13 protein-coding genes are annotated in these 12,850 nt (G+C 33.4%); 12 read left to right on the top strand and 1 reads right to left on the bottom strand.

The window, feature by feature from the left end; all coding sequences use genetic code 11:
* Positions 1 to 2 precede the first annotated feature (2 nt).
* The 9 genes from P178_RS0113145 to P178_RS0113105 all read left to right on the top strand — a co-directional run bounded on the left by P178_RS0113145 (position 3) and on the right by P178_RS0113105 (position 7,152).
* On the top strand, positions 3 to 470 hold the full coding sequence (locus P178_RS0113145; protein WP_027066640.1) for a type II secretion system protein GspG: 468 nt from the start codon (positions 3 to 5) through the stop codon (positions 468 to 470).
* Between the two features lie 172 nt (positions 471 to 642).
* A complete protein-coding gene (locus P178_RS22040; protein ID WP_051638300.1) occupies positions 643 to 1,878 on the top strand; it encodes an NADH:flavin oxidoreductase/NADH oxidase family protein in 1,236 nt (411 codons plus the stop codon).
* Between the two features lie 69 nt (positions 1,879 to 1,947).
* On the top strand, positions 1,948 to 2,385 hold the full coding sequence (locus tag P178_RS0113135; RefSeq protein ID WP_155941644.1) for a hypothetical protein: 438 nt from the start codon (positions 1,948 to 1,950) through the stop codon (positions 2,383 to 2,385).
* Between the two features lie 515 nt (positions 2,386 to 2,900).
* The gene (locus P178_RS0113130) at positions 2,901 to 3,638 is read left to right on the top strand and encodes a YoaK family protein (protein ID WP_027066638.1); all 738 of its coding nucleotides are present in this window, start codon (positions 2,901 to 2,903) and stop codon (positions 3,636 to 3,638) included.
* A gap of 111 nt (positions 3,639 to 3,749) precedes the next feature.
* Entirely contained in the window at positions 3,750 to 4,427 is a 678-nt protein-coding gene (locus P178_RS0113125) for a hypothetical protein (RefSeq protein ID WP_027066637.1), read from the top strand.
* A 32-nt stretch (positions 4,428 to 4,459) separates the two neighbouring features.
* Complete coding sequence (locus tag P178_RS0113120) at positions 4,460 to 4,795, top strand: hypothetical protein (RefSeq protein WP_027066636.1); 336 nt, start codon at positions 4,460 to 4,462, stop codon at positions 4,793 to 4,795.
* A 44-nt stretch (positions 4,796 to 4,839) separates the two neighbouring features.
* On the top strand, positions 4,840 to 5,619 hold the full coding sequence (locus P178_RS0113115) for a HipA family kinase (RefSeq protein WP_027066635.1): 780 nt from the start codon (positions 4,840 to 4,842) through the stop codon (positions 5,617 to 5,619).
* A complete protein-coding gene (locus tag P178_RS0113110) occupies positions 5,609 to 5,992 on the top strand; it encodes a DUF3037 domain-containing protein (protein WP_027066634.1) in 384 nt (127 codons plus the stop codon). The genes P178_RS0113115 and P178_RS0113110 overlap by 11 nt, the downstream gene beginning before the upstream one ends.
* 125 nt (positions 5,993 to 6,117) lie before the next feature.
* Positions 6,118 to 7,152 carry an adenosine deaminase gene (locus tag P178_RS0113105; RefSeq protein WP_027066633.1) on the top strand — a complete coding sequence of 345 codons (1,035 nt, stop codon included), beginning with the start codon at positions 6,118 to 6,120 and terminating at the stop codon, positions 7,150 to 7,152.
* Here P178_RS0113105 and P178_RS22035 read toward each other — a convergent pair.
* Positions 7,124 to 8,455, bottom strand: coding sequence for an ATP-binding protein (locus P178_RS22035; protein WP_036146816.1), 1,332 nt, complete (start codon positions 8,453 to 8,455; stop codon positions 7,124 to 7,126). The two genes, P178_RS0113105 and P178_RS22035, sit on opposite strands and share 29 nt — an antisense overlap.
* Before the next feature lie 793 nt (positions 8,456 to 9,248).
* Here P178_RS22035 and P178_RS0113095 point away from each other — a divergent pair.
* The 3 genes from P178_RS0113095 to P178_RS22025 all read left to right on the top strand — a co-directional run bounded on the left by P178_RS0113095 (position 9,249) and on the right by P178_RS22025 (position 12,796).
* Complete coding sequence (locus P178_RS0113095) at positions 9,249 to 9,617, top strand: hypothetical protein (protein ID WP_027066632.1); 369 nt, start codon at positions 9,249 to 9,251, stop codon at positions 9,615 to 9,617.
* A 10-nt stretch (positions 9,618 to 9,627) separates the two neighbouring features.
* Positions 9,628 to 11,844 (top strand): S8 family serine peptidase, encoded by a 2,217-nt coding sequence (locus P178_RS22030; RefSeq protein WP_051638299.1) that lies wholly within the window; start codon positions 9,628 to 9,630, stop codon positions 11,842 to 11,844.
* A gap of 499 nt (positions 11,845 to 12,343) precedes the next feature.
* A complete protein-coding gene (locus tag P178_RS22025) occupies positions 12,344 to 12,796 on the top strand; it encodes a transposase (protein WP_231500546.1) in 453 nt (150 codons plus the stop codon).
* Positions 12,797 to 12,850 lie beyond the last annotated feature (54 nt).

The raw sequence follows: 12,850 nt of genomic DNA, 5'->3' as shown, positions 1-12,850 counted from the left end.
CAATGATAGAAATAATACTATCAACATTAGCTGAATTTGGACTCATTCATGAAGATTATAAGCACAAAAAGCGCATTAGTACAATTGAAAAAGAAGATGGTAAAAAAAGACTTTTTCAAAAGTATCTATTACAACCTAGTGTAATCATAACTATTTGTTTAACATTCACTGTAAGCATTGGTGTTATTGCCTTTATTATTTATCAGCACACTTCTATTTATCCTGAAAAAACTAAAAAAGAATTAATAAAAATCACCGATTGGATAGAAAAGTGGAAAATAAAATACGACCACTACCCTACTGAACTAAATGAAATAATTGGCAATAATCCACAGCGTCAAGGTTGGAACACAGATGCTTGGGACAGACCATACAAATACACTCATCAAAACAATGGCATTGGCTTTTCCATTAAATCTGCCGGAAAAGACGGGCAATTTGAAACGAAAGATGATATTATTTTAAGATAAATCAGGCGTATTATAGGTAACCTCAATGAAATGCAAACTTTAAAGCTATTTAATAACACAAAGTCTTAGTTTCGTAGTGAAGCATAAACTAAAGATTTCTTTGTGCAAACATTATGCAAAACCATCTTTTAATAGATATCATTTTATCCAAAAAACTTTTACAACAAATTTTATGAATGCATTACAGAAAGAAATGATATTGCCCAGTGGCGTAATTCTAAGTAATAGAATTGCTAAATCTGCAATGAGTGAAAATTTATCGAATAAATATCATGAGCCAACCCTTACTTTGATTAATGCATATAAAGTATGGTCTAAAGGTGGAGCCGGATTATTAATTACCGGTAATATCATGATAGATTCAAATGCTATTGGTGAACCAAGAAATGTAGTTGTTGAAGATAGACAAAATCTTAATCTTCTTAAGGAATGGGCACAGAGCGTAGATGGTACCAATACACAATTATGGGCTCAAATAAATCATCCTGGCAGGCAGGCTATGGAGCTGATCAATAGCAATTTAAAAGCACCTTCTGCTATTCCTTTGAAGTCTGGAGGAAGAAAAAATGCTACAAAAAAAGTGCCTGAGGTTTTAACCGAAAAGGAAATTTTAGACATTATTGAAGCCTTTGCTAATACTTCTATCATCTTAAAAGAAGCTGGTTTTTCAGGAGTTCAGATTCACGGCGCACATGGTTATTTGGTTAGTCAGTTTTTATCGCCTTACACAAACATTAGAGAAGATAAATGGGGAGGATCCCTAGAAAATAGAGCTAGGTTTGTTGTTGAAGTTTATAGAAAAATAAGAGCATACGTTGGAGATGATTTTCCTATCGGAATTAAATTAAACTCAACAGATTTTCAAAAAGGAGGGTTTTCGGAAGAAGAATCTATGGAGGTTGTAAAAATACTTTCAAAGGAAGGAATAGATTTAATAGAAATATCTGGCGGAACCTACGAAGCTCCAGCTATGATGGGGAAGCGTAAAGCAAGTACATTAAAAAGAGAAGCGTATTTCATTGATTATATTGAAAAGGTTAGAAAGATAACAACCACTCCCTTAATGTTAACAGGAGGTTTTCGTACAACTTCGGTAATGAAAGATGCTGTTGCTTCTAATCAATTAGATATTATTGGAATTGCCAGACCTTTTGCAGTATACCCTAATATAGCAAATGAAATACTAAACGAAAGTCGTTTAGATTTTGTAACAAACATTAAAAAGTCGGGAGTAAAAGCAATTGATGGTATGATGAATATTATTTGGTATGAATCTCAAATAAAACATCTAGGACAAGGTAAAAAACCGAATCCTAATCTTAGTCCATGGACTGTCTTTTTTAACTATTTATGGTTAATTGTACAGCACAAACTAAAAAGTAAAAAATCAATACCTAGCAAAGGATAAAAACAACTCTCTGTTCGCCTAATAGTTTAGAAATAAATCGGTTAAAACGACATATTGAAATTCTGAAAAATGAAATTTAAAATAATTAACACAGTTCTGTTCATGGTATTTTCATTAATGCAGGGACATATTAATGCACAAGAGAACATGGAAAACATAGAAACACCCTTTGGGGATACTTTTACCTTATCCTCTACCAAAAAAAGTTTTACAATTGGAACCAATGAAGAAAATGTAAAAATTGAATTGTTAGATTTTATGGAGGAATGGGGTTATGATGCCCCGCCAGAAGATGAGAATAGAAATCATTATTCTGATGTTCAATATACTTTACAAGTTGATATCAAAGGCAACAAAAACACCTTTAATTTTTATAGCTCGCAGATTAAGCAAAATGATAATTTCACTATTGACCTTGAACACTACACATTCTTAATTCTATCGGATAATTACGCAAATACATCTGCATCTATTGAAATGAAAATCAATAGAAAAAATAAGGAATAAACAAAATCAGCTCATTATTTATAGGATACAAAGTATTTTGAAATTGAATAAGAAATCTAAAATTATTGAATCACTAATGCTAATAATTTATGGTTGTTTTTTAGCCCGTATTGCTTTACCACAAAGTTGGGACATCCAATTAATACAGCCATATACTTATTTGGATTTCTACTATCAATTGTAGCATGCATTTGGTAATAATCTTAATTGTTTCTAAAGATTAAATAAACAGTTTATTCTCTTAAATCCACTACAGATAATTTGGATAGAAAATACGTTACTAAAACAAGTAGTTAGATAATATTTATTCTGAATTATTACAGATTAACTAAACCAAATAGACAAACAATATTAACTTTGTAGAATACTATTTTTTACTGCCCCTTCTATACATAGTCTTAGTATTTATGTGTTAAATAAACTAAACATGAAAAGTATTCCTTTTTCAATAATCTAAATATAAAATAGTAGGATTGCCAAGTATATTTTTTGGCAGTTAATTAATTAAAAATATAATGTTCAGACATCAAGGCAAAAGCAGAAAATTAAAGCACAATCTGCAAATTGCCACCATTTTATCTTTTGTTGCGGGTATTGTAAACGTTACAGGCTTTTTGGCTTACAACCAACTAACTACTAATGTCACTGGACATTTTGCGTTGTTTATGAGCGATGTATTCAATTTCGAATTTTGGAAAGGAACAATTTACTTTCTATATATTATTTCATTTCTATTTGGTTCATTTCTATCCAGTTTTCTTATTGAAAAATATAAAGAAAATAAAAAAATGAATGTTTTTGTGCTACCTACAATCATTGAATGTCTTGTTCTAATAACTATTGCTGTCATTGGTGCTCTGGTGAAAATAAACTATTCTGATATAATTGTATGTGCTCTCTTATTTGCCATGGGACTTCAGAATTCTTTTGTGACTAAAATTTCTAATGCCGTAGTAAGAACTACTCACCTTACAGGATTATTTACAGATTTGGGAATTGAACTATCTCAATTATTTTTCCCAAAAAGACATCCAAATAGAGATAAATTAAAGTCTAATATTAAGCTCCGTTTATATATCATTTGCTTTTTCTTTCTCGGAGGAATCATAGGGGGTATAATCTATGTAAATCTCAATTTTAAATTACACACATTAATTCTAGCTGCAGCTATTTTACTGGTAAGTTTATTCTTCGATGATTTTAAATATAAATTAATACGTACCAAGAGAAAATACAATCAACGTAATTTATAATATCTATATAGTTATCATTCAAATTACCAGTCTTTTATAAATGGTTTACGTATTTTTAATAGGATTAAGCAAACCTTAATTTTCTCTAATTAGCACATAAAACCAGAACCCATGAAAAAACTACTCTCAGCATTAATTTTTAGCGGATTACTAATTTCTTGCAATACATCAGATAAATCAAAATCAGCTTCAACAGAAAACGTTGAAATTGAAGACACTAAAGAAGTTGTTTCAAAAATTGACAAGCAATTAAAGCCTATAGAAACAGATGAAGACCTTATTGCTACTGCATTAATGGCTGCTCCAACAGAAAGTAGGGCAACAAGTAAGGTCATAGGTTATAATATGGCTGGTGAATTTGTCACTTTAAAAGAAGGAGATAGTGAATATATTGTACTTGCAGATGACCCTAAAAAAGATGGTTTTAATGCTGCTTGTTATCATAAAGACTTAGAACCTTTTATGGCTAGAGGAAGAGCTTTAAGAGCAGAAGGAAAATCGGCAGATGAAATATTTGCTATTCGTGAAGCAGAAGTTAAATCTGGTAAAATAAAAATCACTCAAGGTTCTGCATTGCATATTTACTACGGCCCTAATACAAGTTACGACCCTGAGACCTCTAAAGTAGATGGCGCAAAGCTACGTTATGTTATATACACGCCATTTGCAACTTCAGCATCTATTGGATTACCAGAAACTCCGTCCGCACCCAATCACCCTTGGATCATGAATCCTGGTACGCACAGAGCTCATATTATGATTTCTCCGCTGGAAAATAAAGAAGAGTAATAACAAAGCAATTTAATACACCTTAATTTAATATGACTAAACGAATACTAAATTACCTTGGTTGGATTATTGTTGCAATCCTCTTAGGCTTTTTACATATGCGTATTGTACTTGGACCAGCTTCTACATCTGACAGCGGTGGAATTACATTTTTAAATAGTATTCATGATTTTGTGTTGTGGTATGTTGGTGCTATAATTGGCGCTATCATTGCCTTTGTCTTTATTTTATTAGATATTTTATATCTAAATAAAAAACTACAAGACCACAGTAAAGCAACTCTAATTCGTTTGTCTGTAATTATCGGATTAGCCATAATAATTGGGGCAACACATTATTTCCTAGAGGAAATTGCAGATGTCATTTAAGTACACATACGCTTTGATAAGAATACAAATTCTATCTTAGCATTATGAATACAATTGATATTAGAACAGTAGATGTTGTTCAATATTTACAGCCTTTACGAGAAGGTGGTTCTATGCCTGCCATCGTTAAAGCAGATGATGATTTTTTATATGTACTGAAATTTAGAGGATCGGGACAAGGAAAAAAATCGCTCATCTCTGAATTTATTGGTGGAGAATTGGCACGTGCCATTGGTTTAAAAGTACCTGAATTGGTCTTTATGAATTTAGAAGATTCTTTTAGACAGACCGAACCTGATGAAGAAATTCAAGATTTATTGAAATTTAGTGTTGGGCTTAATCTGGGTTTACATTTTCTATCGGGTGCCATTACATTTGATCCCTTAATTTCTAAAGCTGATCCCATGACCGCTTCAAAGGTTGTGGTTTTAGATAGTTTAATAAGTAATATAGATCGTACTGCTAAAAATGCCAATCTCTTGTACTGGCATAATGAACTATGGGTTATCGATAACGGAGCAAGCTTTTATTTTCATCATAATTGGGATACTTGGGAAAGTCACTTAACAAGAACGTTTCCATTTATAAAAGACCATGTACTATTGCAACAAGCAACTGCCCTACCCGATGCGGCTATTGAAATTCAAAAATTCATAACCCTTGAAAAAGTAACAGAAATTATATCTAAAATTCCTGAAGATTGGTTGACAAGTGAATCTGATAGTTTGGGTGCCGAAGCAAAAAGAGCAGCCTATATTCAATTTATAACCGCTAAGCTATCAATGATCGATGTATTAGTTAAAGAAGCTGAAGATGCAAGATAGACATACATTCAAATTTGCGATAGTAAGAATTGTACCCAAAGTAGAAAGAGAAGAATTCTTTAATGTAGGTGTGATTTTATTCTGTAAACGAACCAAGTTTTTAGACATCAAATATCATATTGACAAAGCCAAACTAAATGCTTTTACTCCAGAAATAGAATACGAAATTTTGAATGAATATTTAAAAGCTTGGAAACTGATTTGCGAAGGAAATACTGAAGGCGGACCTATAGGTAAATTAGATTTATCTGATCGTTTTGGATGGTTGACCGCTTGTAGAAGTACTGTTATACAAAGCTCAACTACACGATCAGGCATAAGTATCAATCCAGAAAAAGAACTAGAAGACATATTTAATAAGTATGTATTGTAAGGATACTTATAATTTTCTACTGATATAATTACGAATTTTAAACCAAACCTATTTGGCTGATTTTTTATTTAGATTTACAAAGTCTTAAAATAAAAAATAGAATAACTTTTATCAAAACATATTATATGCAATCAATTGAACTTCTAAAGATTATTCAAGGTATCCCTAAAGCAGAACTCCATTTGCATTTAGAGGGTAGTTTTGAACCAGAATTGATGTTTGAAATTGCTAAGAGAAACAAAATTACTTTACCCTATGATTCTATTGAATCTGTAAAACAGGCTTATAAGTTCAATAACCTACAAGAATTTTTGGACATTTATTATGCTGGTGCTCAAGTGTTATTACATGAGCAAGATTTCTTTGATTTAACCTGGGCATACTTAACAAAAGTTCATAGCCAGAATGTTGTGCATGTAGAAGTATTTTTTGATCCACAGACTCATACGGATAGAGGAGTATCATTTGATGTAGTCATTAAGGGAATTTATCGCGCTTTAGAAAAAGGAAAAAGTGTGTTAAATATTTCCTTTAAGCTTATTATGAGCTACTTAAGACACTTAAGCGAAGAGGCCGCTTTTGAGACCTTAGAAGCTTCACTACCATATAAAGATATTATAGATGGAGTAGGTTTAGATTCTTCAGAAATGGGAAATCCGCCAAGTAAATTTGAAAAAGTGTTTAAGGCATCTGCAGCACAAGGGTATAAATTAGTGGCTCACGCAGGAGAAGAAGGTCCGTCAGAATATATTTGGGAAGCATTAGATATTTTAAAAGTAGAACGCATAGATCACGGAAACCGCTGTTTAACCGATGAAGCTTTAGTTAAAAGATTGGTTGACGAGAAAATTGCTTTAACCCTGTGCCCTACAAGTAATGTCGCCTTAAAGGTGATACAGCACATGAACGAACATCCTGTAGCAAAAATGCTTGATAAAGGAATTATGGCAACCATACATTCTGACGATCCCGCTTATTTTGGAGGCTATATGAATGAAAACTATTATGAGACCGCTAAAGCTTTGAATTTAACTTTAGAGCAAATACAACAACTAGCCATTAATGGTTTTGAAGCAAGCTGGCTGAGTGAATCGTCTAAGAAAAAACATATTGGGGACGTAATAGAATATTTTAAATCGCTTGATCTGCAAGGGGAATGAAAATTTCAAAAGTAGCACCATTACCAAGTGAACTCTCTACTCTAATTTGTCCGTTATGGGTGGTTATGATTCTTTTTACAATGGCTAGTCCAATACCCGTACCTTGGTATTCTTCATCGCTATGCAAACGTTGAAATATTTCAAATACTTTTCTTTCATATTTCTGATCAAAACCAATACCGTTATCGGAGACCAGAATACGAGAATACCGTTTTTCTTCAGCCAATTGAAGCTCAGGGTAATCTGACCCTTCAACAATTTTACCGGAAACTTTTATAACAGGTTTGTCTTCTCTTTTAGAGAATTTAATAGCATTCGTAAATAGGTTAAACAACAACTGTTTAAATTGAATAGGTCTAACCGTAATCTCACAATCCTTTTGAACCCTAAGTACTGTTTTGTGCTCTTTTAATTCTTCGCTTAAAACATCTTTAACTTCATCAACAAGTTTTTTTAAGGAAACCGTAGTTAAACTATTGTCAATAGTTTCTGTAGAACCGTACGCTAAAAGGTCTTGGATAAGATTACGCATTCGGGCAGCAGATAAATCTATGCGTTCTAATTTATGTTTACCTTCTTCAGATAAATTATCAAATTCAGTATCACTTACTTGAGAGATAAACATTTGAATCTTTCGCAACGGTTCTTGCAAATCATGACTACAGATATGGTTAAATGACTCTAAATCATTATTAATCAATTCTAACTTGATTGTCTTTATCTCTAACTGATTGGTACGTTGAAAAACCTTTCGCTCTAATTTTTTAGAGAACTTTTTCAATTTTTTATGGGCCCGCTCTAATTCTAATTTGTTTTTTCTGAGTTCCAGTAAATTAATTACCTGTTCAGATAAAACATTAAGAGACTCTTTCTGACTCTCTGTTAATGTTCTGGGCTTATCATCTATGACACACAATGTACCTAATGGCAACCCATTTACATTTTTTAAAGGAATACCTGCATAGAAAACAATATTGGGTTCACCGGTCACTAAAGGATTTTTATGAAAACGATTGTCTTCTCGAGCATCTTTTGTGATAAAAATAGGATCATTCCCAGTTATAGCATGAGCACAAAAAGCATCTTCAATTGGTGTTTCTGAAACCTCTAAACCGTAATGAGATTTAAACCACTGTCTTTTATCGTCAAGTAATGTAATTAATGAAATAGGCGTTTGGCAAATTTCTGCTGCAAGCTTGGTAAGATTATCATAATCCTTTTCTGGCAGCGTATCTAAAATAGAATAAGATTGAAGAAGAGCAAGTCTTTCTTTTTCTCTTTCATGAATTTTAGCTTTTATCATAGTGTAATTAGGCGGAGGGTATTTATTACCTCAAATATAAGGAGCATTCAGCATTTAGAAAGGGTAATTTAAAAAATCCTAATAAAAAATAGCTTTAAATGGCAGGGCTGGCTAAGGTTACACGAATTATAACAACCAATATATAAAGCAATAAGGGACTCAAATTTCTCAAACCATTATAGATAAATAAGTCGAAAACAGGAGGAACTACAACAGAACCTTTCTCCCGTAAATTCTTGAAAAAATACTAAATATTAAACTTGTTCTAAAAGTAAAAAGCTCAACAATTTTCATTGTTGAGCTTTACTTTATGCGGAGAAAGAGGAACTATCCATAATCTACATTATCGCCTGTTTTCGGGCGATAAACAAACTCTTAATTTTAAGGTCCACCGAATTAGCCCCTTTTTAACAAAAATTTGGGTGTTTTGGGTTATCTGCCTTTAAATTAACGGCAAATAAGCTCATTTACGAAATTCTAATACGTAATCTACATTTCTAAAAAAGCAATATAATATCTTCTTTAAAATATAATACCATCCTTTATTTGAACTTTACTGTTTCGCTAATAAAGATACGATTAGAAATTATAGTTCCGAAAAAGGTTCGTTTTATGGAACTTCAATATAATCGGAACTCTGTTTATAGTATTTATCTGATTACTAATCAATAACACATTATTTTTCAGAACAATATCCACGCAACCTTATATAAGAATTTACATCTTTTTATAATAGAAGTCTAAATTTAACATAAGATTTTTCTTACCTAATAATTTTATTAAATTAATAACCATGAAAAAAAAAACACTCTTTTTCTTCTTCTTACTTCAATGTTTTATAAATCTTTCTTGTTCTAGTGACAATTATTCAGAAAGCTCGCAGGTTTTTGAAGATTTAACAGCAACGGTAAAAGGTCAGGTTTCATGCCAAACTATGAATGACGGATTTGTTTTTGAAATAGAATTGGATGAGCCGATAAACGTTTCTGCTCAGACAAGTTTGAAGTCTATTGGGATTACTAATCTTCCAGAGAATCTAAAAATGGAAGGCACAAAAATATTGATTAGTGTAAGACCAGCTGAATTTCCTAATGGCACATGTGTTACAACATTTTCCCCAGAGTATTTTTTTGAAAATACAAAAGCAAGTTTAACCCCTTAAATATTAACCTATGAAATGTAAGTTACTTCTATCAATCTGTTTTTCTCTTTTTCTCCTCAACGGTATTAACGCTCAAGAATATTATTGGTCAAGCCAAAAGAAAAACCCTTTGACTGTTGATTCAAAAAGGGCTGTATTACATTTAGTTGAAAATTCTGCTCTTGAAGCCAGGTTACGCACAAATAGTTCTTTTGAAAAGATTGAACGTATTAGCGAACACTCTGTTATGATTGTAATAAAGGATAATGGTAAACTATTATCTGACGAAATTACTGGAATTGCATCAAATAGTATTGCATCTTTTTTGGATAATAATGGAGAACCTATTATACCTACAGGTGAAATATTGTTTGAGCCGAAAAAAGGAGTTTCTATTAGCGAGGTAAACAAAGTTTGCGAAAATCAATTAACAGTATTAGACAAAGAATATTCAAATTACACAGTTCTAGTTAAAGATTATGCAAGAATATTTGAATTAGCTAATAAGTTGTACGAAAGTGGATTGGTAGAGTATTCCCACCCTAATTTTATTGGGACTCTGGTTAAATTTCAAAATGATCCACTTTATCCTCAACAATACTATTTAAATAATACAGGTCAGTTTGGTGGTACTGCTGGAATTGATATAAACGGACCACAGGCCTTAACTATTACTGAAGGACTTACTGACGTTAAAGTTGCTGTGATTGATGATGGAGTAGAAAATCATATTGATATTAACGGGAGGGTTTTGTCTGGTTATACGGTTGGAAATCCAAATGGTAACGGTTCACCAGCGGCGGGTGCGGCACACGGACAAGCCTGTGCGGGAATAATTGGAGCTTCTTTAAATAATAATGAGGGTATTACGGGTATTGCCCCCTGCACAGAAATTGTTCCAATAGATATTTTTTCAAATATAAATGCATCTGCAGGACAAATTAGGGATGCAATCGACTGGGCTTGGGATGAAGGAGAGGCAGACGTTTTAAGTAATTCTTGGGGTTATCCTGCTAGTGACGCAATTACACAAGCTATTGGAAGGGCAAGAACTCAAGGTAGAAATGGCAGAGGATCAGTAGTTGTTTTTGCATCCGGTAATAGCGGTGGTGCCGTTTCGTTTCCAGGTAATGTGTCTGGAGTTCTAACTGTTGGAGCTATTGATAGGAATGGTAATCTTTGGGCATATAGTAGCCGTGGCCCACAAATGGATGTGGTTGCACCGACTGGTAATGTTAATCTTTTAGGAGACGTTAGAACCACAGATCGACCAGGAATAAATGGTTATGTAAATGGCAATTACGTTGATACTTTTGGTGGCACTTCAGCTGCTTGCCCACAAGTGGCAGGGGTAGCTGCCTTAATGCTTTCTTTTGATCCCTTTATGACAGAATCCCAGGTAAAGAATATAATAAAATTCACGGCTACGGGTACTGGATTTAATAATAATGTCGGCCATGGTAGGTTAAATGCGCAAGCTGCATTACAACAAGTTACACCAAAGATTTTAGGTCCAAGCAAATTTTGTCCGTCTGGAGTGATGAAAGTCGGGGAAGTTTCTGGAGGAACTATTTCATGGTCTGTTAGTCCTTCAAATTCATTGAGTTTTACTCAAGGCGCTTCGACTAATACTTTTACCAGAATAGGTAGTTTTAGCGGAAGCGCTACGATAACAGCTACATTAAACCCAGCTTGCGGAACTACTAGAGTTATTACAAAAAATGTTACTGTCGGAGGAACAATTAATTTTACTTGGAGTGGCGTTGGCCCGTTTGGACAACTTGATGTCAATGTTACAAGCGGAACGGCTCCCTATAAAATTTACAGAGGGAGTACGCTATTATACTCTGGGTATTCTAACCCTCGAACGGTGAATTTTGGATGTAACGGAGGAGTACTTAAAGTAGAGGCAAATACAGCTTGTGGAATAGCCTCAAAAAGTGTTATTGTTCCGCAAGGTTGTGCGAGTTTTAGAGGTCAAAGTGCAATGGTCGTGTTCCCCAATCCCACTAGTTTTGAACTGAATATTGCTCAACTAGATGAATTTAAAGAGGCTAGGTCTGAGGATGATATTGGTTCCGGTGAACTTCAGTTATATGATTTTGACGGAAATAAAATAAAATCGCATAAATTCTCACGAATAGGTCACGATACAAAGATGAACTTAAGCGATTTAAAAAAAGGTGTCTATATACTTAGGATAATCGCTAAAGAGGTCGATGAAGTTCATCAAGTAATAGTCAGATAATTTTTCAAATTAATTATAGGTATGAAGGGGCTATTAAGCCCCTTCATTGTTTCGATTTATTATTAACAGGCTATTTCTTTTTGAATTTTATAAGTAAGGCTATAATAACTTGACATTTTTAGGGATTTTTAAATAAAATTTTAAAAAGTACAGTCATAGAATAGGGGAATGTTTTCTTCTATAAATAATATTTTAAAATGTGTACTTCTTCTCTAGATGGAGGCTGTATAATTTAAAAAAGATAAATCAAAGATGAGATTAATTTTATTAGTTTAAATAAATGGAGATAGGTTTATCTAAACTTTGAGAAGTTAAATACAGTCCCATAAAACGGCCGTTTTACGGTACTACCCTATTGTCAAAAATATAGAATGGTTCCCAGTTCCATTTGTCGTTCTTTTTAGTAGTTCCAGTAATTTACCTTTTACGGAACTAAAAATTATTGATTATTATAGAAGTGAGTTTTTGCCTTAATTAGAGGTAATAAGCTATCGTTTATTTGAACTTTTACTTAAGGTGTTTCGGAAAATCCATCATACCTCCGATCTGTACCGGGTGCCCGATACGCAGTAGCTGCCTGGGCAAAAGCGCACAGGAGAAGAAGTTCGGCGTTACCTATTACCGGGCGGAATATTTTCGTAACATCGCCCGGGTGGAGAGCCCCCAAGGACGCTATATGAAGGGTAAGCGACAGAGTACGGTAGAGCCCGTTTTTGGTACCCTGACCCAGTTCATGGGATTAAGGAAGATAAATACCATCGGACTTGCACAGGCGAACAAGGTCATGCACCTATCGGCGATCGCCTACAACCTCAAAAAGTACCTGAAATTTGAAAATAAACACCCGAAAAGTGGGACAGGAAAGCTTGCCTTGCCATCATTTGTAAAAAGCATGGTTCATTACTTGAAAAGCACTTCTCCAGTGCACGGAAAATTCACGTTCAACTTCTAGCTTAGCATAAAAAAAGCCCCTTAAAGAGGCTTATATCGATAGTAATTATTTCTA

Source organism: Maribacter sp. Hel_I_7 (assembly GCF_000688315.1).
Taxonomy (GTDB): domain Bacteria; phylum Bacteroidota; class Bacteroidia; order Flavobacteriales; family Flavobacteriaceae; genus Maribacter; species Maribacter stanieri.
This window is presented reverse-complemented; position numbering and strand designations above follow the sequence as displayed.

Excerpts from the sequence above, each read along its gene's own strand:
- P178_RS0113105 (WP_027066633.1), top strand. The coding sequence starts at position 6,118 with ATGCAATCAATTGAACTTCTAAAGATTATTCAAGGTATCCCTAAAGCA.
- P178_RS22035 (WP_036146816.1), bottom strand. The coding sequence starts at position 8,455 with ATGATAAAAGCTAAAATTCATGAAAGAGAAAAAGAAAGACTTGCTCTT.
- P178_RS0113135 (WP_155941644.1), top strand. The coding sequence starts at position 1,948 with ATGAAATTTAAAATAATTAACACAGTTCTGTTCATGGTATTTTCATTA.
- P178_RS0113110 (WP_027066634.1), top strand. The coding sequence starts at position 5,609 with ATGCAAGATAGACATACATTCAAATTTGCGATAGTAAGAATTGTACCC.
- P178_RS0113130 (WP_027066638.1), top strand. The coding sequence starts at position 2,901 with ATGTTCAGACATCAAGGCAAAAGCAGAAAATTAAAGCACAATCTGCAA.
- P178_RS0113120 (WP_027066636.1), top strand. The coding sequence starts at position 4,460 with ATGACTAAACGAATACTAAATTACCTTGGTTGGATTATTGTTGCAATC.
- P178_RS0113115 (WP_027066635.1), top strand. The coding sequence starts at position 4,840 with ATGAATACAATTGATATTAGAACAGTAGATGTTGTTCAATATTTACAG.
- P178_RS0113125 (WP_027066637.1), top strand. The coding sequence starts at position 3,750 with ATGAAAAAACTACTCTCAGCATTAATTTTTAGCGGATTACTAATTTCT.
- P178_RS0113145 (WP_027066640.1), top strand. The coding sequence starts at position 3 with ATGATAGAAATAATACTATCAACATTAGCTGAATTTGGACTCATTCAT.
- P178_RS22040 (WP_051638300.1), top strand. The coding sequence starts at position 643 with ATGAATGCATTACAGAAAGAAATGATATTGCCCAGTGGCGTAATTCTA.
- P178_RS22030 (WP_051638299.1), top strand. The coding sequence starts at position 9,628 with ATGAAATGTAAGTTACTTCTATCAATCTGTTTTTCTCTTTTTCTCCTC.
- P178_RS0113095 (WP_027066632.1), top strand. The coding sequence starts at position 9,249 with ATGAAAAAAAAAACACTCTTTTTCTTCTTCTTACTTCAATGTTTTATA.